Source organism: Pseudanabaena sp. PCC 9330 (genome assembly GCF_055795045.1).
This window is the reverse complement of record NZ_JAYFES010000117.1, coordinates 254,282-278,446: the sequence shown is the minus strand read 5'-3', so window position 1 is coordinate 278,446 and position 24,165 is coordinate 254,282. Positions and strand designations below refer to the sequence as shown.

At 58.1% G+C, this 24,165-nt stretch carries 31 protein-coding genes and 1 pseudogene; 20 read left to right on the top strand and 12 right to left on the bottom strand.

The genetic code is table 11. From position 1 onward, the window contains the following. Window positions 1-127: 127 nt before the first annotated feature. The 10 genes from AC0QKW_RS23450 to AC0QKW_RS23405 all read left to right on the top strand — a co-directional run bounded on the left by AC0QKW_RS23450 (window position 128) and on the right by AC0QKW_RS23405 (window position 6,424). On the top strand, window positions 128-1,123 hold the full coding sequence (locus tag AC0QKW_RS23450; protein WP_473153525.1) for a ParM/StbA family protein: 996 nt from the start codon (window positions 128-130) through the stop codon (window positions 1,121-1,123). A gap of 3 nt (window positions 1,124-1,126) precedes the next feature. Continuing rightward, window positions 1,127-1,348 (top strand): hypothetical protein, encoded by a 222-nt coding sequence (locus AC0QKW_RS23445; RefSeq protein WP_473153524.1) that lies wholly within the window; start codon window positions 1,127-1,129, stop codon window positions 1,346-1,348. A gap of 80 nt (window positions 1,349-1,428) precedes the next feature. Next, the gene (locus AC0QKW_RS23440) at window positions 1,429-1,947 is read left to right on the top strand and encodes a hypothetical protein (RefSeq protein WP_473153523.1); all 519 of its coding nucleotides are present in this window, start codon (window positions 1,429-1,431) and stop codon (window positions 1,945-1,947) included. A 66-nt stretch (window positions 1,948-2,013) separates the two neighbouring features. Beyond that, window positions 2,014-2,406: a hypothetical protein gene (locus AC0QKW_RS23435; RefSeq protein WP_473153522.1), complete on the top strand. Its 393-nt coding sequence runs from the start codon at window positions 2,014-2,016 to the stop codon at window positions 2,404-2,406. A 150-nt stretch (window positions 2,407-2,556) separates the two neighbouring features. Then, on the top strand, window positions 2,557-2,904 hold the full coding sequence (locus AC0QKW_RS23430; RefSeq protein WP_473153521.1) for a hypothetical protein: 348 nt from the start codon (window positions 2,557-2,559) through the stop codon (window positions 2,902-2,904). Continuing rightward, window positions 2,894-3,553, top strand: coding sequence for a hypothetical protein (locus tag AC0QKW_RS23425; RefSeq protein WP_473153520.1), 660 nt, complete (start codon window positions 2,894-2,896; stop codon window positions 3,551-3,553). Before AC0QKW_RS23430 ends, AC0QKW_RS23425 begins: the two co-directional genes overlap by 11 nt. Continuing rightward, complete coding sequence (locus tag AC0QKW_RS23420) at window positions 3,546-4,730, top strand: hypothetical protein (protein WP_473153519.1); 1,185 nt, start codon at window positions 3,546-3,548, stop codon at window positions 4,728-4,730. The genes AC0QKW_RS23425 and AC0QKW_RS23420 overlap by 8 nt, the downstream gene beginning before the upstream one ends. After that, entirely contained in the window at window positions 4,723-4,953 is a 231-nt protein-coding gene (locus tag AC0QKW_RS23415; RefSeq protein ID WP_473153518.1) for a hypothetical protein, read from the top strand. Before AC0QKW_RS23420 ends, AC0QKW_RS23415 begins: the two co-directional genes overlap by 8 nt. Before the next feature lie 6 nt (window positions 4,954-4,959). Then, the gene (locus tag AC0QKW_RS23410) at window positions 4,960-5,133 is read left to right on the top strand and encodes a hypothetical protein (RefSeq protein ID WP_473153517.1); all 174 of its coding nucleotides are present in this window, start codon (window positions 4,960-4,962) and stop codon (window positions 5,131-5,133) included. Continuing rightward, window positions 5,114-6,424 carry a peptidoglycan DD-metalloendopeptidase family protein gene (locus AC0QKW_RS23405; protein ID WP_473153516.1) on the top strand — a complete coding sequence of 437 codons (1,311 nt, stop codon included), beginning with the start codon at window positions 5,114-5,116 and terminating at the stop codon, window positions 6,422-6,424. Before AC0QKW_RS23410 ends, AC0QKW_RS23405 begins: the two co-directional genes overlap by 20 nt. A 437-nt stretch (window positions 6,425-6,861) precedes the next feature. Here the strand turns inward: AC0QKW_RS23405 and AC0QKW_RS23400 are convergent, their stop codons facing one another. Further along, the gene (locus AC0QKW_RS23400) at window positions 6,862-7,095 is read right to left on the bottom strand and encodes a helix-turn-helix transcriptional regulator (protein WP_473153515.1); all 234 of its coding nucleotides are present in this window, start codon (window positions 7,093-7,095) and stop codon (window positions 6,862-6,864) included. A gap of 320 nt (window positions 7,096-7,415) precedes the next feature. Between AC0QKW_RS23400 and AC0QKW_RS23395 the strand changes: the two genes are divergently transcribed. From AC0QKW_RS23395 to AC0QKW_RS23365, 7 genes are all read left to right on the top strand, one after another. Then, window positions 7,416-7,697, top strand: a complete 282-nt coding sequence (locus AC0QKW_RS23395) for a hypothetical protein (RefSeq protein WP_473153514.1) — start codon at window positions 7,416-7,418, stop codon at window positions 7,695-7,697. Between the two features lie 166 nt (window positions 7,698-7,863). Beyond that, window positions 7,864-8,142 carry a hypothetical protein gene (locus AC0QKW_RS23390; protein WP_473153513.1) on the top strand — a complete coding sequence of 93 codons (279 nt, stop codon included), beginning with the start codon at window positions 7,864-7,866 and terminating at the stop codon, window positions 8,140-8,142. Between the two features lie 60 nt (window positions 8,143-8,202). After that, window positions 8,203-8,349 (top strand): hypothetical protein, encoded by a 147-nt coding sequence (locus AC0QKW_RS23385; protein ID WP_473153512.1) that lies wholly within the window; start codon window positions 8,203-8,205, stop codon window positions 8,347-8,349. Window positions 8,350-8,351: 2 nt separating this feature from the next. After that, window positions 8,352-8,849: a hypothetical protein gene (locus tag AC0QKW_RS23380; protein WP_473153511.1), complete on the top strand. Its 498-nt coding sequence runs from the start codon at window positions 8,352-8,354 to the stop codon at window positions 8,847-8,849. Beyond that, window positions 8,846-9,088, top strand: coding sequence for a hypothetical protein (locus AC0QKW_RS23375; protein ID WP_473153510.1), 243 nt, complete (start codon window positions 8,846-8,848; stop codon window positions 9,086-9,088). Before AC0QKW_RS23380 ends, AC0QKW_RS23375 begins: the two co-directional genes overlap by 4 nt. A gap of 83 nt (window positions 9,089-9,171) precedes the next feature. Next, entirely contained in the window at window positions 9,172-9,348 is a 177-nt protein-coding gene (locus AC0QKW_RS23370; RefSeq protein ID WP_473153509.1) for a hypothetical protein, read from the top strand. Window positions 9,349-9,483: 135 nt separating this feature from the next. Then, a complete protein-coding gene (locus AC0QKW_RS23365) occupies window positions 9,484-12,909 on the top strand; it encodes a class I SAM-dependent DNA methyltransferase (protein WP_473153508.1) in 3,426 nt (1,141 codons plus the stop codon). Window positions 12,910-13,104: 195 nt separating this feature from the next. Here AC0QKW_RS23365 and AC0QKW_RS23360 read toward each other — a convergent pair whose 3' ends face one another. Continuing rightward, on the bottom strand, window positions 13,105-13,434 hold the full coding sequence (locus AC0QKW_RS23360) for a hypothetical protein (protein ID WP_473153507.1): 330 nt from the start codon (window positions 13,432-13,434) through the stop codon (window positions 13,105-13,107). Between the two features lie 150 nt (window positions 13,435-13,584). Beyond that, window positions 13,585-14,583 carry a tyrosine-type recombinase/integrase gene (locus AC0QKW_RS23355; protein WP_473153506.1) on the bottom strand — a complete coding sequence of 333 codons (999 nt, stop codon included), beginning with the start codon at window positions 14,581-14,583 and terminating at the stop codon, window positions 13,585-13,587. 152 nt (window positions 14,584-14,735) lie between these two features. Here AC0QKW_RS23355 and AC0QKW_RS23350 point away from each other — a divergent pair, with 152 nt between their 5' ends. After that, window positions 14,736-15,371, top strand: coding sequence for a hypothetical protein (locus tag AC0QKW_RS23350; RefSeq protein ID WP_473153505.1), 636 nt, complete (start codon window positions 14,736-14,738; stop codon window positions 15,369-15,371). Here AC0QKW_RS23350 and AC0QKW_RS23345 read toward each other — a convergent pair. Further along, window positions 15,368-16,219, bottom strand: a complete 852-nt coding sequence (locus AC0QKW_RS23345; protein ID WP_473153504.1) for a sigma-70 family RNA polymerase sigma factor — start codon at window positions 16,217-16,219, stop codon at window positions 15,368-15,370. The genes AC0QKW_RS23350 and AC0QKW_RS23345 overlap by 4 nt on opposite strands. A gap of 790 nt (window positions 16,220-17,009) precedes the next feature. On the opposite strand from AC0QKW_RS23345, the gene AC0QKW_RS23340 reads away from it, so the two are divergent. Continuing rightward, window positions 17,010-17,315: a hypothetical protein gene (locus AC0QKW_RS23340; protein WP_473153503.1), complete on the top strand. Its 306-nt coding sequence runs from the start codon at window positions 17,010-17,012 to the stop codon at window positions 17,313-17,315. Between the two features lie 587 nt (window positions 17,316-17,902). On the opposite strand, the gene AC0QKW_RS23335 is transcribed toward AC0QKW_RS23340, so the two are convergent. The 7 genes and pseudogenes from AC0QKW_RS23335 to radC all read right to left on the bottom strand — a co-directional run. Continuing rightward, window positions 17,903-18,736 (bottom strand): hypothetical protein, encoded by an 834-nt coding sequence (locus AC0QKW_RS23335; protein ID WP_473153502.1) that lies wholly within the window; start codon window positions 18,734-18,736, stop codon window positions 17,903-17,905. A 50-nt stretch (window positions 18,737-18,786) separates the two neighbouring features. Beyond that, on the bottom strand, window positions 18,787-18,978 hold the full coding sequence (locus tag AC0QKW_RS23330; protein ID WP_473153501.1) for a hypothetical protein: 192 nt from the start codon (window positions 18,976-18,978) through the stop codon (window positions 18,787-18,789). Window positions 18,979-19,025: 47 nt separating this feature from the next. Beyond that, complete coding sequence (locus tag AC0QKW_RS23325) at window positions 19,026-19,262, bottom strand: hypothetical protein (RefSeq protein ID WP_473153500.1); 237 nt, start codon at window positions 19,260-19,262, stop codon at window positions 19,026-19,028. Next, complete coding sequence (locus AC0QKW_RS23320; protein WP_473153499.1) at window positions 19,262-19,606, bottom strand: hypothetical protein; 345 nt, start codon at window positions 19,604-19,606, stop codon at window positions 19,262-19,264. The genes AC0QKW_RS23325 and AC0QKW_RS23320 overlap by 1 nt, the downstream gene beginning before the upstream one ends. A 77-nt stretch (window positions 19,607-19,683) precedes the next feature. Then, on the bottom strand, window positions 19,684-20,274 hold the full coding sequence (locus tag AC0QKW_RS23315) for a hypothetical protein (RefSeq protein WP_473153498.1): 591 nt from the start codon (window positions 20,272-20,274) through the stop codon (window positions 19,684-19,686). Next, entirely contained in the window at window positions 20,258-20,497 is a 240-nt protein-coding gene (locus tag AC0QKW_RS23310) for a hypothetical protein (RefSeq protein ID WP_473153497.1), read from the bottom strand. Before AC0QKW_RS23310 ends, AC0QKW_RS23315 begins: the two co-directional genes overlap by 17 nt. A 91-nt stretch (window positions 20,498-20,588) precedes the next feature. After that, a pseudogene (gene radC, locus AC0QKW_RS23305) lies at window positions 20,589-21,155 on the bottom strand (RadC family protein); the annotation flags it as partial. A gap of 236 nt (window positions 21,156-21,391) precedes the next feature. Here radC and AC0QKW_RS23300 point away from each other — a divergent pair. Then, a complete protein-coding gene (locus tag AC0QKW_RS23300; protein ID WP_473153496.1) occupies window positions 21,392-21,814 on the top strand; it encodes a DUF1824 family protein in 423 nt (140 codons plus the stop codon). Between the two features lie 10 nt (window positions 21,815-21,824). Here AC0QKW_RS23300 and AC0QKW_RS23295 read toward each other — a convergent pair whose 3' ends face one another. Next, on the bottom strand, window positions 21,825-23,873 hold the full coding sequence (locus tag AC0QKW_RS23295) for an AMIN domain-containing protein (RefSeq protein ID WP_473153495.1): 2,049 nt from the start codon (window positions 23,871-23,873) through the stop codon (window positions 21,825-21,827). Window positions 23,874-24,165 lie beyond the last annotated feature (292 nt).

Sequence of the window (24,165 nt, the reverse complement as noted above, 5' to 3'; positions counted from 1 at the left end):
CTCGGTAGCACACCGTGACATACTTATGTTATCACTATTGTAGAAACCGAACGTAACGGATCCCTATAGACCGGTTCAGGAAGTCGCTCGGTTTTGCCTCAAATCACCTCAAACCCCAGAGACGACAATGCCTTTAACCACTTCAAAGACCAAGCCAACTATTGGGGGCGCACTGCCTACCCCGTCCGTATCAGTTCCGAATAACTCCTATGCGGTCAAGGTTGCGATCGCGGTAGGAGCCGGATTTTCCAAGGCCTATGACGGGGCTAATTTCTACCGTTTGCGATCGCTGGTCACCCGTGAGATTCCCCGCACTGGGGCCGCCTCAGCGGTGCAGTTGCGGGTCAAAATCACCAATTCCACCTTTGCCGGTGAGTTCGCCGCTGGTGAAAACCTCGACAACTCCACCACGCTGCTAAGCGTGGCTGATGGGCTCAAGGGCGATTGGTACGGGCCGCTTGCCCTTGCGATGTTGGCCCAGATAGCACCTGTCAGCGTGGAGCTATTTAACGTCAGCTTGGTGTGCTCAATCCCCAGCCCCAACATGGCCGACCAGCTAAAACCCCTGGTGGGTCTGCATGACGTTGAAGTGAATGGCCGTCGCGTGACGGTGAACATTACAGCCATTCGCCCCGTGCCCGAGGGGTTGGGGACTGCCTACGCGATCGCCTCCGGGCAGTCAGTAGCGGTGCTCGATCTGGGCTACCAGAACGCGACGATCGCAGGTTTTGACCCCACCACTCAGCAAATGATTGACGTGGTGAGCCTGAATGGTGGCGTGGGAGAGCTATTTGAGGAAATCAGCCGCCTGACCAATACCACTGGCACGGCCCCCACTGCTGAAGCTATCCGGCTAGGTGTTGAGGCTCGCACCTATGAGTTTTATGGCTACAGCGGCGAAAGCTTCAAGTGGGCCTATGAGCAAGCCTTTGAGCCCTGGCTACGTGCCCGCATCCATGAGGCCAAAACCAAAGGTGCCCACATTTTTGCCCGGTGCCCGGTGAAGGTCATTGCCGGGGGCGGCTCATTGCTGCCCGGTGTCGGTGAGGTCGCCCAGGCGATCGGGGTTAGCACCTGCCCAACCCCCCAACAGACTGAGTTGAAAGGAATCTACCGGATTTAAGTCATGCCCAAGCAGCGTTTTTTCCTGCCCCGTGACTACGCCCACCTCATTGGAGAGCGGGCAGCAGCAGCAGGTGTGAGCCCCGATATCTACCTGCAAACCCTAATCACTCAGGACTACATCGGGGGCCAACAGCCTCCCCAGGCACAGCCCGCGATCGCGCCGTCACCCACTGCTGACGAGGGATTGCAGCTATCCGGGGATTGGGGCGCTTTATCCCTTTAGCCGACCCAATATACTACCCCGGTTAGCCCTGCTGGGGCTGCGATCGCATAGATATTGTCTTCAATTTAGGAAAACGCTCAATGCTTGAATTCATCCCTCGTGAGCTCCGTGTTACTGAAGTAAAAGTCCCCCTTGACCATGTTGCCTCTATTATTTCAGTCCACTTGAATGCCTTGATTCCGCTCGCATATGCGGCAAAAGACCAAAGTGAGCATCCGAATTGGAGTCGAATTTACAGGGCACTTCAAGCGGCGATCGCTATTGCCAACCTCTTGGACACCGAGGGGGCATCTGCATTGGTCAAGCTTCCTGCGGAGCCACCTATTCAGCATTTTGTAATGCACCCAGGAGGGTATTTTGCCCCGGTGAAGATGATGCCGAGTTTTCTTCCTTGGCTCAAATGCGAAGCTCTGCCATATCTAGGCCTCTTACACGTCGCTGCACATGTCTGTGCGAGTGAGTGTGAAATTGCGTTCGGCACTAGCGAGGTTTACTACTGGGACAACCTGGCGCGGCTGATTAATGAAGCGGAATCGGGCTTGGTGTTCTTTGACGCTGATTCCTTAGAGCCACATTTTTCTCCCGACACCTTCAACTAGCTCTGCTGGCCCTGGCAGTGCTGGGGCTGGCGATCGCCTTCCTGCTGTACTAACCCGGGTTAGCACATGCGAATTTCCCGACAAACCTTAGCCTTGGCCGAGCGCCTGCAAGCCAACAGCGATCGCTCTGTAGATGACCCGGTTAAAGCCCACTTCCTACTATCCTCGGTTAACACCATGATCTACCGACTCATTAACTCTCTGCCCCGCACTTGGCGCTACCGAGCACAGCGTCTATGGATGCACATCCGCAACATCTGTGATTTGTTCTGGCAGCAATCGCCGCGCCGACTTTTTGAGGGTGCTTTTGTCGTTCCTTTTGCAGGATTTCTCTTGATCGGCCTGATTAATTTGCTGGACAAGCTTAGCAACTTTTTATGGTTAGCTTTCCTGCTCTATGGTGCCGTGCTGCTGGTGCTGTCGGTGTCCAAAGCGATCGCGCTACGGCTGACCCGGTGATCAGGATGGCGGTTCCTCCCACGGAGGGCGATCGCCGCCGGAAAATCTGCACCACCACCCAAGAACCACGCAGAACCAAGCGGTTCGCCCCCCTGTGGTTCTGAACCACGCAGAACCCAGAACCCCAGAACCACTAGAACCACCCCCACCATGCTCTATGTGTTGACCCGATTTATCTTGCCCCTGGGCTTTGCCGCCGTCGGTACCGCCTGGTCATTGGGGGGCGAATGGCAAAAGTTTTTGACCCACCAAGACGGGGTATTTAGCTCCTACCAAATCACTAACTTTTGCTTTAGAGGTGCCTTTATCTTTGGTGCCCCTGGTGCTGCCGTTGGTATCTCCATTGAGCAACACCTAGCCCGCCGCGATCGCACTGCAAAGGATCGCGCCAGGCAACGACTCATTGCCCAATTAAATGCCCTGACCGGTCGCAATTTGCCCGACGAAACCCGAGGGGCGATCGCCATGATTTTGGAGGATCTATCCAATGCCGATTAAGTTTGCCAAGCCGTTAGTCTTCGGCTGCATTGTGGCCGGGTCGCTGATTGTTGTCGGGGCCGTGCGCATCGCCAGTAAGCCCACCGCTACCGAGGCCGTTGACCCTAACGCCTCTCTCCCACAGATTAACCAAGCGGTGTCTGGTGCTTTTGGCGCAGGCCATGAGGAGGGCATGAGAGAGGCCGTAGCACCGCCAACCCTACCTGCTGCATTAGCCACCCGCGCCGCAGTGTTAGAGACTGCCCTGGAGTTAGCCCAGGCTGACGTAGACAACCTGCTATGCGCCCGTAGCGCTGCGTATCTGACCGCCGCGCAGAACCGCCAGCACTCTGATTCTGTTGATGTAGAGCGCTGGCTCCTTGACCAACTGGCCCAGGAGAACCGACAGGTTAAAGAACTGATGGCATCCAACGGCAGTATGGACGGCACTGCTACTCATGCCGCCGCCCTCGACTCGCCACTTCGCAACCGGGCTGCTATCTTGCAGGCGCTGAATGCTCTCTATGTCGGGGAGAACCGTAGCTGTCGGGTCGTGGCTTTCGACAGTTCCACCCAGATTGATAGCTTCAACTTTGAGGCTATGAGGATTAAGGAAGCGCAGCGTCAGGCCGTGACGGCTCAACCAGTGGAGGTGGGCAACGATGGCTAGTGTTTCCCGAGCATTGTTCCTGTGGAGCTTGGCCCTGGGCAGTGGTGCGATCGCAGCCAAAGGCCCAGCTATCCTAACCATCCCTGCTATTACCCTGGGCAGTGCCGCCGCCATGGTGGCCTATCAGGAGAGCCGCCAGCATGGCCTAAGTGATTGGGCCTTAGAAGCCTGGGACGTTGGCCTATGCCTTGGCACCCTGACCGCCAGCGCAGCCGCAGCAACTGCTGTAGACACCCGCGCCATTGCCAACCTACCCGCGCCGGTCGCTGATTGGTTGGCCGTCTCGACCGTTGACCCTACCACCGCAGAATTCTGGACGGCAAAGCGGGCCAGGGCATCAAAGATCTATGTCGGGGCCAGGGGCAGCGGCAAGTCGGTGCTGGTGAACTTTCATTGTTCACAGATGGCTGAGGCCGGTATCGACCTCAAGATCAGCGATCGCCACTATCCCGAGTCTCAAGAATGGTTACCCGGTATCGACCGCGAGACCTTTGAGCAGCGTTACCTGCTGAGAACCGCAGATGACAGCTTTGGGGCCATCCTCCACTTGCAGCAAACCCTGCACAACCGGATCGAGGGCCTGAGCCAAGACCGCAGCCCTAAGCACCTGGTCATTGACGAATGGGGGGGATTGGTGCGCAAGTGGACACCCCAGCAGACTAAGGCCGCTGTGCAGGCGATCGCCTTCATTTTTGACGAGGGCCGTAAGTTTGGCGTTGATATTTCCCTGGTAGTTCACGGTCTCACCCGCGAGAAAACTGAGCTTGACGAGGCGATTACCGGGGCTGCTGACCTGTATTTGATGGGGGATGCTCTGAGCCAAACCACCTACACCTACCCCGCCAGCCTGGCTAGGGAGAGAGGCCGTTTGCTCGATGCCCGCCAGCAGGCGATCGCCGCAGTACAGCCACCCCAGCGAGTGCTGATTTTCAGGGATGCCCTATCAGGAGAGGCTTACCCCGTGGTTGCCCCTGACCTGGCGCAGCCTACCCGTCTGGAGGTTGGCCCAGGCGTTGAGGAATGGTTGGCGGAGAATGCCGACTCAATCCGCGAGCTGGTCAAGCGTGGTTACACCGCCCGCCAGATTACTGACCATCTCAAGGTCAAGCGCCTAAAGGACAACCCCCAATACCAAGCCCTTAAAACCTTTCTACAGGAGCTAGAAACCAATGCTTAGATCTGTCGGCGGTGCTGCCAATGCCGTGGTGATTGTTCTCTTTGTGGTGACTGTGGGGGCGTTCTCCCTGGTGAGCATTCAGGGGCAACCCATGTTTCAGATCGTGCGTAACGTCATGCTCGCGGCCTTGGGCGAAGAAACCCAGGGCATCAACATTGAGGGCAAACCCACCCAGCAGCGCCTGGAATGCGACTACAAAACCGGATTGTGTAGCTGGAAATAGCACCCCATGGAAACTCTGAAATTCTTCTGTGTTGGTCTGCTCGCGGTGCTGATACTCAAAAACCTAAACGTCATCCAATGGCACGGGGGCCGCCCATCGGTCGATTTTGAGGGCACCCGTGAGGGCCTGGTAGACACTATCCAAGGAGAGGGGCAGCCCTATGACAGCAGCAACCCCTAATAACTATGGTTGGGATGAGTCTGCGGGCCGATGGCGTCACACCTCGACGGGGCAGTTTGCCAAGGGTGACAACCAAAGCCCACTACATCCCCCAGGCGTAAATCGGGATGAGCCCACCCCACCAGCGACCAATTCCCGCGCCAAAAGCCCATCTGCCCAGCCCTATGACTTCCGCCGGATCGAGCGGCAGATTAACGCCCTGGAGAAGTCGATCAAGGCAACGCCCAAGACGACTACTTGGACAGAAGTCGGTATTCTCTGGGGGCTATACCTGGTGACTATCGCCATCCCTCCCACCATGGCCACAGTGAACCACCTCACCTACAAATGGGAGCAAATTAGCCAGAGCAGGGCCGCTCAATGGCTGGGGTTGGCTGGGGAGAGTGGGGGCGATCGCGCTGCCGATGGCCAGAGCTACGCCTCTCCCATCGTTGGAAAATCGCTGCAAGACCTGGTCAATTACAAGCCCTCACCTGGCCAATCCTTTGGCCCTGAGACTGGCAACAAGCGCAGTTACGGGCCGCACGGTGGGGTCGACTTTGATTGTCGGGTCGGGGGTTGTGCAGGTGCCGCTGTCTCCAGCCCGATCGCCGGTCGAGTCTCTGAGATTCGCAAGATTGGCACCAGCGCCAATGGGGCCAGCTCGCAGGTTCATATCGTGGGCAAGGACTGGGCCGGTGAAGTAGAGCACCAGCTGGTGCATGTCGACAGCATTATGGTGTCTGTCGGAGATACCGTGACCGCCGGTCAAGTGGTGGCCAAGGTGAGTCCCACCGACAGCGTGAGCACCGGCCCTCACCTCGATTGGAAAATCAGGCGGGATGGGCAGTGGGTCAATCCGCAGACCTGGGCCAAAGAAGCACAGGAAAAGCGCACCAGCACCAGCGGGTTCTCTGTGGAGCAGTACCGCCAGGCGATCGCCGCTAAGGAATCAGGGCACAGCTACAGCGCCATCAACCCCGACAGCGGGGCACTGGGCAAGTATCAGTTCATGCCCGCCACAATGCGATCGGTTGCCCTTAAATGCGATGGGGTAGCATTCCAGCCCAGCACCCAGGAGTTTTTGAGCCGCCCTGAGCTGCAAGACAAAATCATGGACTGCTACACCTCAGCCGCACTCCCCACGATTCAGGCGAAGTCGGCAGACCCTAAGACCCAATGCCAGATGATGGCCAGCTACCACTACAGCGGCAACCCTGACCTATGGAACAATACCAAGCCGCAGACCTATAACGGGCGCAGCTATCCGTCGATCGCTAACTACACCGCAGCTATCTGCAAGGGGTTTTGATTATGTTCTGGGCACTGATTCTAGTTACTGCGATCGCCCTGTGGCCTCAGTCAATGGTCTGGGCCTTGTCTCGTATCGGCTATCTGCTACTGGGTGGCCTGGGGCTGTGCATCGCCTGGGTTGCGTTCTTCGGATAGCGCGATCGCCTTTTTATAGTGCGCCAAAACAAAACCCCCAATGGCACGGCACCATCGGGGGAGCTAACCTTGATGAACGAGAAAAGCCCCCGTGGAAAGTTGGAGGCTGGTAGCATCTACCGCGTAAAACATACTCAGGCCCAATCTATCGTCAAGCAGCCCAAAGCAAAAACCCACCAGTGCAGCGCCGCCGGTGGGGTTTTCAGTATCAGGTTTAAACATCGCTCTCGCCGCTGCCTGCCTATTGTGCCCGGTGCCGTGGGCGATCGCAGGGGGGAAGGGTGCGATCGGCCATGTGGCTTAGTCGGTGGTCTCAACCTCACCCCTGAACGCCTTGGCCAGCACATCGAGGGATACTCCCAGCGCAGTACATAGCCGCAGCATCTGGTCTGGGTCAAGACTGGGCACCGATCGCCCGCCCTCCCAGTTGCCGATAGTCTGTACCGACACCTTCAACGAATCAGCGATTGCCCGCTGGGAAACACCAGCCCGAGAGCGGGCCAACTTGAACCATTCAGCAAAACTCAACTTCACACGCGCAGCAGTCAACGACGGGGATAGCATACGCCCTCACTTGCGATTGAACAAATTAGTTATAGCAAAATAAATTGCTAATTAGCAAATTGAATGTTGACACAGCAAATCATTTTGCTATACTGGGGATATCCCGAGGGGGGAGAAAACCCCGAGGCAGGTGGGGCAGGGCCACCGAACCGGGCAACACTCCCCGCCGCCGCTGGGATGAGACCGGGCAAGCGCAACACATTCGCCGGACGGTGTAGGCAGGGTTCGACTCCCCGCTCCGGCCTTAGCCCCACCCACTACACGGGGCTGTCGTTTTTAGGTTTTGAGCCATGACCGCATTTGAGATTTTTCTGTACGCTGCTGCCGTTCTGACCGTTCTTTGGCTGAGGGCAGAACCCACGCCCGGCCCGCCGCTGGTCGATGATGACTTGCCCTCGCTGGGTGAGCTGCTGACCGAGGCTGAGGCATTGACCGCCCGCCCGGTGCCAGCGGTGGCCGCTGCTGTCGCTGCCCCGGTTGCGATCGCACGGGTTGAGGTGCCGACCGCCGACCTGGCCGCGATGACGTCGGTGCGGCTGCGGAAGGAATGCCGCCGCCGGGGTATCGCCTAGCGAGGGGTGAGGGAGGGGCGGAAAGCACCTCACTAAGGCCCAGATGCTTGAGGCGCTGGGTGCATGACCGACGCCTGGGGAGGTGACTAACCCAGGCACAACAAACCCCCATCGGGCTTTCTCAGGGCTACCGACGGGGGCTGTAAACCAAACGTGGAGTTTGACTATGACCGCAATTCTAGTACATACCGACCGCCCCGCCCTTAACCGTGGCTCTGACCGTATCACTGCCACCCGGTGGTATCGATGCCAGGGGCTGGTCTGGGAGCTTATCACCGCCATCGATGGCACTGTTACCCAGCAGCAGGTGATCGACGGCTTTAACGCCGAAGTACCCGATACGTTCCTAGGGCTGGGCACCCGCGATCGCCTGTTTGCCGCCGCCGCCGACCGTGGCCTTGAGCTGATCGACTTCTGGCCCATCCGCCGCCCGATCGCCGAATAGACCGCCCTGGGGCTGGCCCTCGCTGGCCCCGTCCGCCACACAACCGCCGGAGACACCGCCATGCCGAAATACAAATTTGAAACCGTCACCCTGGGCCAGGTTGATACCCGCGTTATCACCGCCCGTAGTTATGAGCAGGCCGTTAACCTGCTGTACTCCACCTATCCCCAGACCGATAGCGCCACCCTCAAGGGGCAGTCGAGGTAACCATGCCAACAGCAACACTCACAACCGCCACACTAGAGACCATAGGCCGCCCCAAGCCCAGCAAATACGAGGGCAAACCCAACTACCGCCCATGTCTATTCAAGATGGGCGACGGTAGCCAGAAGTGGAAAAGTTACAGCGAGGGAGCCCCTGAGCTGACCTGGTTAAAGAAGGGGCAGACCTACCAGGCCGCGATCGCATCTGACGGAGAATTTACCCTGATCCAACCTGCCGACACCTCCGCGCAGGCCCAGCCGGTGGCCGTCGCCCCGATCGCACCTCGACCCGCGCCCGCAGCTGCACCCGCAGCTGCGGGCGCTGCCGGTGAGCTGACCCCAGAGCAGAAACGTGCGATCGCCGCCTACGTCGAGACCCGAGCCCCATTGCTCAAGTTCTGCTACCAGCAGGCCAGTGCGGCCATGCCGGAGGGCTCAGAGGTTGCGATCGCCTCTGGTGCCGCCGCCCTATTCACCCAGGCCTGTCGGAGGTTTGACCTATGACCTACCAATGCCCCTACACCCCCCTGGAGCTGGCCACACTCAACCCTCACGGGCTTGACTATGGCGATCGCGTTGTCTTGCCCGATGGTCGCACGGGCACCGTCAGCAAATGCGGCTACAAGTGGGTCAGCGTCGATGCCGATACCGCCCCGGATTGGAGGGGCAAGTTTACTGAGCTACGCCCCTACAGACCCGAGGATGCAGGCCACCCCAGAATTCAGCAACTCTCTTTGTTCTAGCGGTAACCACGCCGCCGCCTGGGGTGCAACGCCCTGGGGGAGCCTGCCCTTTGGGCAACCATCCACCTCTTTGGAGTCCCACCATGATTTATCTTGCCTATGCCTGCGATCGTGCCCAAGCCCTCCTATCCGCCGCCAGCGCCAGCCTGCACGAGCAAGGCCACCAGCGCCTGAGCTATGCCCTGGAGGTGGCGATCGCTGTCCTGGAGACCACCGCCACCCATCTAGTTTGGCTGGGTCGCCCTGCCTGCGATCGCTAACCCGGTATCTACCCCGGTTAGTACCAAGTCTCTAGCCGATTGGCTGGAGGCTTCTTTATGCCGTTTTCATGCCGCTATTCCCGGATTGCTGACCTGCGTTAGTCTTGGGGCTATGGTCCACCAGAATTTGGCCCTATGACGCCTCAGGACACTGAACGAATCGAACGCTTTGTAACCAAGTGGCAAAACTCTGGGGGCAATGAGCGGGCTAATTATCAGGGTTTCTTCTTAGACCTGTGTGAAGCGCTGGGGGTAGATGGCCCACCGCCGAAGGGCAATGTTGAAGACGACCCCTACTGCTTTGACAAAGACATCAAGGTTTATCACCCCAGCGGCAAGGTGACGCCGGGCTACATCGACTTCTACAAGGCCAACCACTTCATCATTGAGGCCAAGCAGGGCAGTGAGCAGACGGGCAAAGGTACCGCTAGGCGAGGCACCCCCTCCTATCTGAAGGCGATGGAGAAGGCGTTTGTGCAGGCGATCGCCTATACCCGCAACGTTCACACCAAGCCGCCATTCTTGCTCACCTGCGACATTGGCAGTCACTTTGAGCTGTGGATGGGCTTTAACGGTGACTACGGGGGATACGCGGCCCGCCAAGATATTGAGCTGGCGGCATTGCGGCGGGAAGAGATCTTTGACCTGTTTGTGGATATTTTCACCAACCCGGATGCTCGCAACCCGGAGAAGATTGCGGCGCGGGTAACGCGGGAGGTGGCCGCTGACTTGGCAGCACTGACAAAAACCCTGGAAGGTCAGCACGAGCCCCAGGAGGTGGCCCATTTCTTGATGCGCTGCATCTTCACCATGTTTGCGGAGGATGTAGGGCTGCTGAAGGAGTATGTCTTCACCAATGCGCTGAAGACCCGTTGGCAGGAGAACCCAAAAAGCTTTAAGCCGGAGGTGGAGACCCTGTGGCAGGCGATGAACGAGGGGGGCAGCTTTGGCTTTCATGGCCAGCTGCTGCGCTTTAACGGCGGCTTGTTTGCGGAGCCTGTCGCGTTTGACTTGGCTGCTGACCAGGTGGCGATCCTGCTGGCGGCGGCGGAACGGGACTGGCAAAATGTGGAACCTGCCATCTTTGGCACCCTGCTGGAGCGGGCGCTAGACACCAAGGAACGCAGTAAACTGGGTGCCCACTACACGCCAAGATCCTATGTAGAGCGGTTAGTGCGTCCGGTGGTGATGGAGCCGTTACAGGCCCAGTGGGTGGTGGTGCAGGGGGAGGCGAAGCAGCAGTTGGGCGACGACCCAGAGCCAAAGCCCAGCCAAAAGAAGAAGGCGATCGCAACCCTAGAAGCGTTTCTCACAGAGCTGCGGCAGACCCGCATTCTCGACCCGGCCTGCGGGACGGGCAACTTTTTGTATGTGACGCTGGACTTGATGAAGCAGCTAGAGTCGGAGGTGCTGAAGCGCCTGGAGGATGTCACCGGCCAGGCCCAGCTCCGGCTCGACATCGACCAGGTGAACCCGTCGCAGTTTTTGGGCATTGAGATCAACCCACGGGCAGCGGCGATCGCAGACTTGGTGATCTGGATTGGTTACCTGCAATGGCACTTCCGGCGCTTTGGTGACTTGCCCCCGGTAGAGCCGGTGCTGCGGGAATATCACAACATTGAATGCCGGGATGCGGTGCTGGCCTATGACGGCAAGGAACCGGATGTTGCCCCGGTGACGGGGCAGGTGAGAACACGCTGGGGTGGGCACAAGATGCGGCATCCGGTGACGGGAGAGGAAGTGCCTGATCCGAGTGACCAGATTCCGATTTATCGGTACTTGAATCCTCGGCCTGCGGAGTGGCCGGAGGCGGATTATGTGGTGTCGAATCCGCCGTTCATTGGAAATGCATGGATTCGAGAAAGACTGGGTGATGGCTACGCAGCAGCTCTGCGCCAGGTTTATTCAAGCGTTCCCGACACAGTTGATTATGTGATGTATTGGTGGCACAAATCAGCAGAACTTGTTCGCCAAAAAAGATTGATGAAATTTGGCCTCATCACCACAAACAGTATTAGTCAGGTTTTTCAAAGAAAAGTAATAGAAAAGCATTTAGAAGCCAATAACCCAATTAGACTTTCTTTCGCAATTCCTAACCATCCTTGGACAGATGAAGGAGCAGATGTAAGAATTGCAATGACTGTTGCTTCGCTTGACTTGAAAAACTTTTCAAATCAAGCGAAGCTATTGCAAGTAATATCTGAGAAGAAAGGCAGAACACCAGAAGAGTCAGCAGAAAATATAATCTTCTACACATCCAGAGGAGTAACTATTCATAGCAATCTTCAATCTGGAGCTGATGTTAGCGTTGCCACTTTACTTCAAAGCAATCGTGGCCTTTGCTGTCCAGGAGTCAAGCTGCACGGCTCAGGTTTTATTGTGAAGCCTCAGGAAGGTAAACACTTAGAAAGAGATGTTATCCATCCATATCTTAATGGTCGTGACTTACAGCAGACCTCACGCAATTTTTCGGTGATAGACTTAAGTGGCTTTAAAGAGATTGATGTTCAGGAGAAGTATCCTAACGTTTATCAATGGATTTTTGAGAGAGTAAAGCCAGAGCGAGAGCAAAACAATAGAAAGGTTTATCGCGAGAATTGGTGGATTTTCGGTGAGCCAAGAGCTAATTTCAGGCCAGCACTTCAAAAACTGCCTAGATATATGGCTACTGTGGAAACCTCTAGACACCGAACTTTTGTATTTCTAGCTAAAGAAATCGTTCCGGATAATAAATTAATTTGTATTGCACTCGAAGACGCTTTTGCCCTTGGCGTTCTCTCCAGCAAGATTCATGTATTTTGGGCTTTGTCTACAGGAAGTCGTTTAGGTATCGGTAATGACCCGGTATACGTAAAATCCCGTTGTTTTGATTGCTTCCCCTTCCCAAATCCTACTCCAGAGCAAATACAGAAAATCCGCGACATGGGCGAACGACTCGATACCCATCGTAAGCAGATTCAATCCGACCATCACGACATCACCATCACTGGCATGTACAACATGCTCGAAAAACTCCGGGCCGGGGAAGCCTTCACCGACCAAGACCGCGAGTACAATGATCGCGCCCTGGTCAGCACCCTCAAAAAAATCCACGATGAGCTAGACCTGGCCGTGCTTGATGCCTACGGCTGGCCCCACGACATCACCGACGAACAAATCCTCGAAAACCTCGTTGCCCTCAACGCTGAACGGGCCGAAGAAGAACGCAACGGCCTCATCCGCTGGCTCCGTCCTGACTACCAGGCTCCCGACGAAGTGCAGCCCACTCAACAAGTCCTAGCGGGCACCACCGCCACCGAAGAGACTGCGATCGCTCCCGTCGAGCAACAGAAATTTCCCACATCATTCAAAGAGCAGCTTGCCGCCGTGCGCGACCTACTCCGCACCCAGGGCAGTGAATGGACAGTGGCCCAGGTCACCGCTCAGTTCAAAAACGCCAGCCGCAAACAAAAAGCCATCCAAGACTGCCTCGACAGCCTCACCGAGCTGGGTGTCATTGCCGTCCACACCGAAGACGGCCCCCCCCGCTGGTACATCGCCGACCTACAGAAAGCGGCTTGAGCGGCTTGCAGATACGCGATCGCATGGGTCCACAGCTACGCATTTGCAGCATTCATGAACAGCTCACAGGGCAAGAGGCTGCGAGTATGCCAACACTTACGCTTCCTTTGCAGCAATTGGCGAAATCCTAACCCTAGTGTCTGGTCTAATCTGTTACCCACGTCGCTAATGCTGATCCATCAGGGGTAGATAGGATCAATCTTCAACAAACATTCCTGGATTTAGCCTTATAAAGGCTTGGCAAACTTCATTAATCTTGTCTTTGTCCGCAATTTCAGCATATAGAGATATCTGAAAAACATCCATTCTTATATTTTGACTATCTAGTTCCCCAGGTATAACCGTCAAGCTGCGTTTAACAATTCCAGCTGCTGCATTCACCAAAAGCGAGCGATTTTCACCAAGTCCCCAAGATTGAATTTCAAACTCATCTCCTACTTGCAAGCCTATATCGAAATGATATGTAGCGAGTTCAATGAAATATGGTGAGTCGGAATGCTTAACACTCTTAAGAGGCAAAGCCACATAGATTCTGGAACGCAGCAAAATTCAATTCCCTATTAAGAATTTTTCAAAGTATACCCAAGATGATGATGTGAACACGTCTTTTTATTTCTGCCACCTTACTGCTGGGAATAAGGCACCCAACATCGCCAGATACTGGATTACCGCCTATCAGACTCGCCGGTAAGGAATATGCAACCGCGCTACCGCATCTTGCTTAGCCCGGTCGGGCCGCCGGTCATACCGGGCCGTCGTCGTGGGCGACGAGTGCCCCGCCAGCTGCTGCACCACCGACAAGTCAGCGCCCGCGTCCAGCAGGTTGCCCACAAATGTGCGCCGGAAATCGTGAGGGCTACAGCTAGCCACCGCAGCCCCACCCCGCCGCCGGTTCACAATTACCTGAATCGCCTGGGAAGTCATCGGCTTAGCCTGGTGAATAATGCGATCGCCCTTATTCACTGGCAGGAACAACGGCCCCGCCTCACTTCCCCGCCGCCGGAGCCAATCAGCCAGCGCCGCCCGCCCGCCCTCGGGCACGTACACCACCCGCTGTTTATTGCGCTTAGCCTTTCGCACTGTCAGCTTGCCTTCATCTGGGGTGTAGTCCTCCAGCGCCAGGGTGGCCACCTCAGAGCGCCGCAGGCCCACCAGCAGCACCGCCAATACTGCCCCGTCCCGATGGTCGATGTTGCGATCGCCCGTGGTGCAGTTTCCCAGCAGCGCCGATACTTCGCCAGGGTTAATGTCGCGCCCCGCCGGTAGGGTGCTGCCCTGAATGTTACGCAGGTCAGCCGCTCGCTGGTAATCCTCCACCGTCATCAGGCCGAGCCGCCAGGATTCCTTCAGCACTCGCCGCAGCGCCGACAGCGCTTTATTTGCCGTCGCTGGAGCACAGCGTTCCTGAAGCCGGGAACGAATTGCCGCCGTGTGACTGTAGCGCAGACACCACCACGGGAACCCCAGCCCCACGGCCTGCACCTGGGGCTCGCCCACGAACACCTCAACCAGTAGATCCAGCGATCGCGCGATCGCCCGCCGTGACCCTTCCCCCAAACTCTCCAGATACACCCGTCCCGGATGAGGCACACCAGGCGGTAACACCGAGGCACCTAGCGCCATCTCCCCACCACCGACGACTAACCCCAGTTCGTAACGCTCCAAGTCTGCCACCGTGACGATCTCTAAAATAGCTTGCGAGAACTAACATTCTCATAAGCTATTCTAGGCCCATTTTTCGGTGACGACTACCCTATGGGCGTTCCCGTCATTACAATAGGCGACAGCATAGACTCATAATTAGACAAGGCAAGGAGCGATCGCCCATGGCCATGGACACTGTTCGGATTCCGCCTGAGTGGAAACAGTCAGTGATGACTTTTCGAGACGTCGTGACGCCGGAGCACGGCCAAGATGTTGTGGAGGCGATCGCCAACTTGGCCGCCACCGAAACCGGGCAAGAGTTACTGGCGCAGCTGGGGCCGTTGTCCGAGGCGCTGAAGGAAAATCCCAGGAGTACGCTGGAGGCGATCGCCGCCTTGGTCGAGGGTGAGCCCCTACCCAGCGCCGTACCAGCTGCGGGCAGTAGTGCATTACTACCCACAATGCAGGGCCGCCCGGTTCCCTACGCCCTGGCCGGAATGGTGGGAGAGATTGTCGAGCTGCACAGCCACAACCCCGCCGCCGCCCGCAAAGTGCTCCAGGATGCTCTAGCCGCCAAGGTAGAACCGGTGGCCGCGCCGGTGGCTGGGGTGAAGTTCAAAATCACTAACGAGTTTCTGAGCGCCGATCGATTCCCCTGGCAGAATGGGCGGGATATAAAAATTCCCGTGGACCAGACCATGGGGCCATGGCCTGAGAGCGATGTTGCCAAGATAGAGGCCGCGATCGCCGCCAGACCAAAGACTCTCCCCGGTGGCCGCCCGACTGCGCAGGGGGCGACGGTGCTCGTGCGGCTCTAGGCCGCGATCGCAACCTGCCGCAGTTTATGGAGAGCTGCTTTATGGAGCTTTCGCGCCCTCTCTGTGCTCAGGCCGAGGGTGGGGGCGATCGCCGGGAACGATTTACCAGCGATCGCCCGCTGCACCAGTAAGTGCATTTCGGTGGGGCTAAGGTTGGCTCGCCCAAGGATGGTGGCTAGCTGCTGCTGCTGGGCCAAGCGCTCTAGCCCGTCATCAGCAGGCGCTGCAATCAGGTCTCCCAGGGGTGCATCTTCGCTACCCACGGGCCGGTCGAGGGAGGCTAGGTGGCCGCGCTCAAAGGTTAGTAGGCTTTGCAGCTGTTCAGGCTTCAGGCCTATGCTTTTGGCCAGGGTGCCCAGTTCTACCGACGAGGGCGATCGCCCCTGCTGCTGCTCAAACTTGCGAACTAGCGATCGCAGCTTGGAAAGCTTCTCTACGATATGCTGAGGCAGCTTGATGGGTCTGCTGTTGGTGGCCAGCGCACGGGTGACCGCCTGACGAATCCACCAGTAAGCGTAGGTGCTGAAGGTAAACCCCTTGGTGGGGTCGAACTTATCCACGGCGGTGGATAGGCCGAGGGTGCCCTCCTGAACCAGATCCAGAAATTCCATGCCCGAGCTTCTATACTTTTTGGCGATCGCTACCACCAGCCGCAGGTTAGCCTCTATCAGCTTGCGCTTTGCCCGTTGCCCGGTGGCCACCAGGGCGGGGGAGGGATTCTCAGTCGTGAGCCAGGCTTGAACCTCCTTGGCCTGCTCGATGGCTTCAGCGTGAGTAAGCAGAGGGATTCTGCCGATTTGGCGCAGGTAGTTCGTAATAGGGTCTGCTGAGGTGATTCCTTTGGGCATGGTGGGCGATCGCAGTACAGCAGCCCTATTTTGCGCGATCGGCTATGGGAGTGCGATCGGAGCGGGCACGCCTTAACTGGCAAGGTTTTCCCCTGCCCTGCCTCTAGCCCAGTCAGGCGATCGCCTATGACCTGAAGCTTTCCTTCGAGTGCGATCGCGATCGCGTCATGCTGCGGCGTAGTGGTTAGAGCTTTTTGAACGTTTTTGAACTTGCGCTCAATCTCTAGGTAGTGCAATCGCACCTGCTTGCCCTCTGGAGTCCCCGCCATCATGCAGAACTGCTTAAAGCAATCAACGGTTAAAAGGATACGCTCGGATGGGCGGCCAACATCACCGGGGTTTTTATCCGAATTGATAAAAAGGTAATCCACGCCTTCGACAAAATCGGCCTCTAGCTTCCGTTTAGCGTTGCCCTTGGAACTGTACCCAATCCAATCCCAAGCAAGGTCAAAGTCAACTGGATAGGCATCTTGAGACTGCGCGATGTGCTCAAACGCCATAGAGTAACTACCCCCATCCGTCCCTGTAGACAGCACCGTGAACGATGGAACGCCCTGCACGGTAAACGATGGGATACCCAAAGTCTCAGTTCGAGACTCGGATTGAGACTCTGAGCGAGATAAGGTTGACCACCGTACTTACCCCGGTAAGCACCAGCAACGCCGATTAGGTAAGCTATGGGGAGCGAAACCCTTGAGATTGTTAGATTTGGTAGCTTTCCGTGGCTGATCTAAGCGCCAACCAAAAACGAGCTTGCTTGGCATTGGCCCAAGGCCGAAAGGTTCAGGACGTGGCCAAAGAAGTAGGAGTGCGCCGCGAGACAGTCTCCGAGTGGAAGCGCAAGCCTGAGTTTGCCGCGCTGGTGACCGAGCTACGCCGCGATTTATGGCAAGGGGCCGTCAGCAGGGCGATCGCCATGGTGGATGATTGCATTGATACTGCCCACGCGATCGCCACCGGGAAGGACAGCACGGCGAAAGCCAGCGACAAACTAGCCGCAGCAAGAATAATCCTTGATTGTGCCGGGAAGATTGACGCAATCGATCTGGCCGATCGCGTGGCCGCCCTGGAGGCCCAGTCCGAGGCCGAGGGCTAGGGCTAGGGAGCAACTGCACGGCATTGCTGGTCATGCAGTCTGACTATCTAGGGTCATGCTTGGCATTTCCACCGCCTTAAAGCAGCTAGGGCAAAGGTCTGCATAGAGATTTTCCTGGCTCTCTGTTACCCAAGTGATGAAAAGCCGTGCATACCGCTCAGAGCAACAGGTTTGGCAGCGATCGCACGTCACGTCCCCGATGCAGGCCCCGGTGGGCGATGTTCTGCGTAGACCCTCAAACCCTGAGCGCCCTGGGTGTTCCCTCATCCATCGCTTAAACTGCTCCTGGCGGGTTGGCTCCAAAACAAACTCTATGCCCATATCACTGGAGCATTGATGGCAGATGTCGGCGGATAGCTGATCACCAATGGGTTGAGCCGTGCGCCGCTTCTTGGACTCTGTAACCAGTTGCCACCAGCCACTCAGGGTATATGTTCCCCCAGCTGCTGGAACGCCACAGCGATCGCAAACACAAACCTGGGTCATGGTTCTGACTCTCCCCTGCTGCTTGGTGGTGCCCCCATTTTGAAGCAAAACCCTAAAAACTACAGCTTATTGCTAAGCGTGATGATGGCTGCGGCGCTTCATTAGCCATCACCTAGTGCCGGGAACCATAGCCCGTGCCCGTGGGGGCCACCACAGCCGGAGGCAGCACACATCAGAAAGTCCAGCAGTTCTATCTCGTCACCTTGCCGCGATCGCTCTTCATCAACCGGGATGTTGTGGGACTGCGCCCAGGCTGTCATTTCAGCTATTCGCAGTTTGGGGCTGGTGCCGGTGATGCGGCGAGGGGGCAGAGGCACTTGCCGTAGGCTATTGAGGTCGCGCCACTTGAAGGCACAGCGGTGTTCCAGTGCAGCGGCGGACACCTGCGGGGGCTTTAGCCCCAGGTCATCGATCAACCAGCAGGCAGAGGCGATCGCTAGGGCGTGGGCCAAGGGCACCAGGCCACCGCGATGAAACTCGTACCCAGGCCAGGAGTAGAGAGCGCCTACATCTTTGCAGCACCACTGCCAGGGCCAATCAGATTCCCACTCCCGAGGGGCATCGCTGTAGAGCCACTGAACAAACCCCGCCATTGTTTTGCAGTGCTCTGGTGGGCAGAATAGCCGTCGCTTGCGATCGATTTGTTCCTGCCAGTCGGGTGTTTTGCTTCGCCACGCTTTAGATCTCCACCAATCCGGTTCTTGGTGCCGGTGCCAGAAGCTGTAGCAATCCGTCAGTCGCCACCAGCAGGCTACAGTCGCGGCCCTCCCGACGAGGAATTGCTCGAGGGCGCAATAGGGCCGCCAGCTGCGATCGGTGACCAAGGCGTAGTCTGAAAACTCATCATCCCACCAGCCAGGGCCAATGGGAGACGGTGGGGCACCGCCGCCGCCCTCAAGCTTGGCAACCTTGCGCTGGAGATTCGTTAGAGACATAGAAAAAACCCCGCTTTATGCGGGGTAGAAACGTCATGACCTCGACAAAATTAAGCCACCACGTGGGTGGGGCTGGGGTCGAACACCTCAACCCGATACTGAACATAGTCGCCCTGGCGCTTTTGGGCGGCCTGCATAGAGGCGATCGTTTCCGCCCAAATATCGCCGGGTAGAAGGTGCCAGGTATTGCAGGCGATCCTTAGCTCATGGCCATTGGGGCTGGTGAGTGTTGTGCAAACCATCGTGGTGCTGCGCAGGCAAAGCCATATTGCGCCGGGTGGGGTGGGATTCATAGCGGTTGTGGCCCTTGCTCGTGATACATCTGCTGAAGAAAGGTTGGCTCGCGGCCTGCATAGTGGTCGTGAAATTCGTCGAGCTCCAATCGCTGGTGCTCGACGAATACCCGGTTGTTGCCATCAAGCACTAGGGCCACGGGGCCGCTATCGGTGGCGATCGTAATTCGCTGTCCAGGCTCAAGGTTGTTGAGCTGCATCACCAGCGCCTGGTGGTCAATGCCGTACTGCATTAGATTTCGTCGTCCAGTCCGAGCGCCCAAAGCCCTTGCAGCGCCGAGCCGAACGAAGGCTCGCGACGGGCATAGCCCGCAGATTTCGCCATTGGGTTGCCAACCGGTTGATCGTCCATCTCGGGGGGCCGGGTCGAGGTGGCTTGGATTTTGCCGTATTGATCCAGGGTTATCTGAACACCGCCGACGGTAATGCTTTGCCCTGGTTGCATTTGAGCGATCATCTGCTGAAGCTGGACCTGGGTGATTTCCTGCAAACCGCCCGCTGTTTTTAGCAGCGCCGGGCCATCCAGACCGCCGCAATCTTCTTGAGCTGTCATCCAAGCGCGTTGTAGTCCGTTCATGGTTTTGCCTTTGGTGAGAGTGAAACAAACAGAAAAGCCCCCACGCTAGGCGGTGCAGGGGCGAGTGCTTACCGGGGTTAGTAAGCAGAAAAGATGCCTGGCCGTGATTCTGCTGGAGCAGGTTGGCGCATCCCATCACGCAGTTCTTCAACCGCTGCTGCCACGGTGGCAAGCTGATCGGATAGCTCCTTTTGGGCGGCCACCTGCAACCGCATTACTTCAGCGAGCGCGTCTCCCGAGTGCGCAGAGCGCTCCCCAAAGTCATTTTTTGCGGCTTTGTCGGCAATCCCGTGGAGGCTTGTGGCAATAATGCTCACTTGCTTTTCCACGCGATCGAGGCGTGCATCGAGGCGAGCGACAAGATCTCCTGTTTCGGCTTCGCGCTGCTGCACCCGCTGAATCAGCCCCATAATCTGGGTCGAAAATTGGGTGAGCTGCTTCTCGGAGCGCCGCCGCTCATCCACCAGCGCATGGATTTTACCCATGGCCTGCTGCCCCAGACTTTCAACCTGGTCGGTGGCGTCAATCGCCCTGCCCATTGCCAAATCGCTGGTGTGGCTCGCTGCCTTGAGAAGCTCCCACAATTCCGACGGTGGCCTGGGGGTCAGCCGCTCTGGATGAAAGATGGGCACGAGGGTGCCTCTTGAACTTTTAGGCCGCAAGGTCATGGGGGGTTCCTATCGAGGGATTTTCTCTGCACCGCCGCACCGCCGCCGCCGCCAATTCACCAAACTCAGCAGGGGAGAGGGCATAGCCCAAGCCGCTGGAGGCCTGCACCATCCACCGGGCCTCAGATTCGCTGTAGAGGCCGCCGAAGGGTTCGCCGCTATGGCGGCACCACGCAGCCAGCCAGCGCCCCGAGGGGCGAAAGGCGATCGGGCAGATATTCACGGTGGGGGAAAGCTTGCGCAGTAGACAGACTACCGCTTTTAACTATCTTAGCCCGAGCGTTCGATCAGGAACAGTTGCCCAGAACAAAACTACCTGAGGGGTGGTTGTGGGCAACAATGCAGCGCACCGCCCCATTGCGAATTACGGTTTTGAAGATCTCCCTGGGGTGGGCCAGGGTCTCGGTGGCGGTGCCAATGGTGATCACCCGGGTGCCCAGCAGCCGGTGGCGCACGTCGAGCAGCACTACTGCAAAGCGCTCCTGGGCCTGCCACATCAGCTCATGGCTGAGGGCAGCGGCGGCGATCGCCGGATCGTCAACCACTGTACTCTCAGGGGGAATGGCCTGGAGCACCCGCTTGCCCAGCTCGATCGCCGCCAGAATGGTGGTGGCTTTGGCTGGGCCAACCCCAGAGATTTGCTCCAAATCGTGGGCCGACACGTCACGAAAAGCGGTGAGCGGATCTCGCTTATGCTGCCCCATCTCTTGTAATATCAGCTGGCCAAGGCCCACCGCCGACAGCTTGCCCGGCCCCTGGCCGGTACCCAGAAGAATGGCCAACAGCTCTGCGGTTGAAAGACTTTTAGCACCGTAGGCCAGCAGTCGCTCCCGGGGGCGATCGCTGGAGGGCATGTCCATCACGCGGACATGGTAGGTCATAGTAGCACCCCTGACAGTCGGGCCAGAAGCCCATGGCGATAGCCAGCCCGGCTCGATATCAGTTGTTTTTCGACCAACTAACGGTTCACGATGGGACTTGGCTTGATGTTAGTTAGCCCAATCTGATCGCGATCGCCAACATACTGGTTGTCACATATCTTGCTCCCCTGCACCCCCGATATCAGAAAATCCTGGGTGCAGTCAACTGTCTAAGTCACCTCACTGCGTAGTTCTCTATGACCTTGTCACTGCCCACCGCCGCCGCTATTGCCACCGCCCGCCAGCGGCTGAGCCAGTTTAGCTGCCTCACCACCCCACCCCACCTCAGCGCCGCCGAAGCCGACCAAGTGCGGGCCGACCTGCGCGACTTTAATGAATGGTCTGACTACCAGACCCTGGGCATCTGTGCCAGTGACCTGAGCGAGGGCAAGCGGGCGATGGAGTCATTTTTGGCGGCCCTGGGGGTGACGGTCAGCCTCGACCTACCGGCGCGGGAGGGGCCTGTTTACCTCAAGTTCAACACCCTCAAGGGGGCCTGGTATCTAGACGACTACAGCGGCCCCTCGCGGGGTGTCTTGATCACCTTTCACACCTCAGAGCCCGAGCTGGCAGAGCTATCGGGTACCTATGGGCCTTTTCCCTTTGGTCTGTTTGAGTAGCTCAGGTTAGCTACCAGCCGCCCACACCCCACTCCTGGCTGTACTCAGACGCTGCCGCGATCGGAATGGCCCGAGGCACATCTTGAAGCACCTGCACCTGGATGATCTGGTTGGGCTCAACCACAATGTGCTGGGGCGACGTACCCACGACAGTAGTCGCCCCGATCAGGGCACCGCCCAAGAGGCCCACGCCGCTAAAGCTGGTGAGCACCATCAGCGCCAGCGCCCCAATTCCAACCCCAGCGGCCAGGCGGGGAGTACTGACTTCAGGACTGCCGACCAGGTAGTCGGTGGTGGTGGCAAAGGTCACCTGCTGCCCACTGGGGGAGATCAGCTGTTTGCTCACCCAGCGCTGGCCGTGGCCTGCGGGGCTGGGCTCAAACTGCCCAATTAGCTGACTGCCAGCAGGGGCGACGATGCCGTTGGTAATGGGGTCGCGAATATCGTGGGCTAGCAGCAGCACCTGGTTTTGGGTGGAGTTGATGTTGAGGTCGAGGGGTTGATCGCCGACGTAGCGCAGCTCTAGCACGGTACCGGCAGCCACCAGGGTGTCTGGAGAGAGCGGCCGCTCGGCAGGGATCGGATCAACCGCACCGGGGTAGGCCGCCTGGCGGTTACTGCTGGGCAAGGGGCTGCCAAAGAGAATGGGGTCTCCTGCCGCCGCCAGCACTACCGGATCGGCAGGGGGAATGACCGTACCCTGGGTTCTGGTGGTGGGGGCAGTGGGCACCGCCAGCAAGTTGGGGTCTGCGGCCACGGGCACAGTGGCGATCGCAGGCGGCTCTTGCACGATCGCATCGGCCAGGTCAGGGCTGGGGGCAGCGGCTGCGGCAGGCGGCTCAACGGCGATCGCCGCCGAATCAACGGCCGGAATCGCCGGTTCAGGGACCGCCGGGACTGCTGGCAATGGTGCTGCCCAGGCTGGGGCGGCGGTGGGGGCGATCGCGGGTGCCCCGGTCTCTGGGGTAACAGCTACCTCTGGAGTGACCACCACCTCTGGAGTGACCGCCACCTCTGGGGGCGGCATTACGACGATGGGCTGACCGCTGGTTTCACCATCAATGGGGGCAACAGGGGGTGCTGAATTCATGGCGACCGCCGATGGATTGTCGATCGCTGCGGGTTCTCCAGAGACCGCAGCAGGGCCAGGTGAGATGATCCTAGACGGCAGCGGCGGGGGTTCGAGGGCGATTACCGCACCATTGACAGGAGAGATTGAGGGTACAGCCTCCAGGGCCATGTCTGGCACCGCCGCTGCCCCCTGGGGTACTGTGGCCACAGGCCCGACCTCCGCGTCTAGCTCGGCCAGACTGGGCACCGACACCTGCTCTCCTGGCAGCCCCAGATTAAAGGGGTCTACGGGTAGGGTGTCGGGCAAGTTCGTGAGGTTGTTAATGTCGCTGGGCAGCATCAGGTTGGCGGCAGAGGTGCTCAAGCGCCCGGTGCCCGCCGCCGGAAAGCCCAGCCTGGGGTCATTACCGGGGATCACCGGCAGCTCTACAATCATGCCAGCAGAGGGCAGACCAGGGGCGGTGGCCAGGGAGGGGGCACCGCCGGGAGTAACCAGCGCCGTGAGCATCCAGCGGGTTTGGTCGCCTGCGGCGATCGCCACCAGACTAGCCCCTTCAGCGGCCAGCTCTGCGCCGGGAGCGAGGTCGAGCACCACCACCGTGTCGCCATTGACCTGGCTGAGGCTGACCTGGCTGACGGCACCACCGTAGCGCTCTGCTGTTGCCACCGCCCCCATCTGGGTCTGGGGAATGGTCAGCACCAGACGATCTGGATTCTGCTCTACGGCGTATCGGGGCGTAATGCCGGTGGGCAGCGTGAAGGTGAGCTGCTGAGTATTGGGGTTAAACTGCCAGGCGGTAAGGCTATCGGCTTGGGCAGCGGGGCAGAGTAGCAACAGGGTCGACGCCATCAGCCCGGCCCCGGCCCAGCCCCCTAACCGCAGGGAACCATGGCTCATTTCAGAATTGCCCAGATGACTGGAGTGCGATCGCCCAGACAGACGAGAGGAGCGTGGGCGGCCAGAAGATGAGTGGTCGGAGTATGCCATAGGACTGTTTCTCTGTGGTGCGGTGTGAGGAAGACTGCGGGTCACCATTTCAACAAACGCTAAATGCAGCGTCAAGCTGGTATAGATCTGACCTAGATGCAGCGTTGACCCCAAAGCCTAACTAAGGATACGCAGATTCTTAAAATTTGCAAGGGGGATGGAAATGTTTCTCAGGGGAACTGGGAAAGCAGGAATTGCGTCGCGAGGACAAGGGGTTCTCAGGGGTTAGCCAATAAGGCTTAGGTTACGTACCGTTGCACTCTTGGGAGAATTGCAACCGCTGGGGCACCCT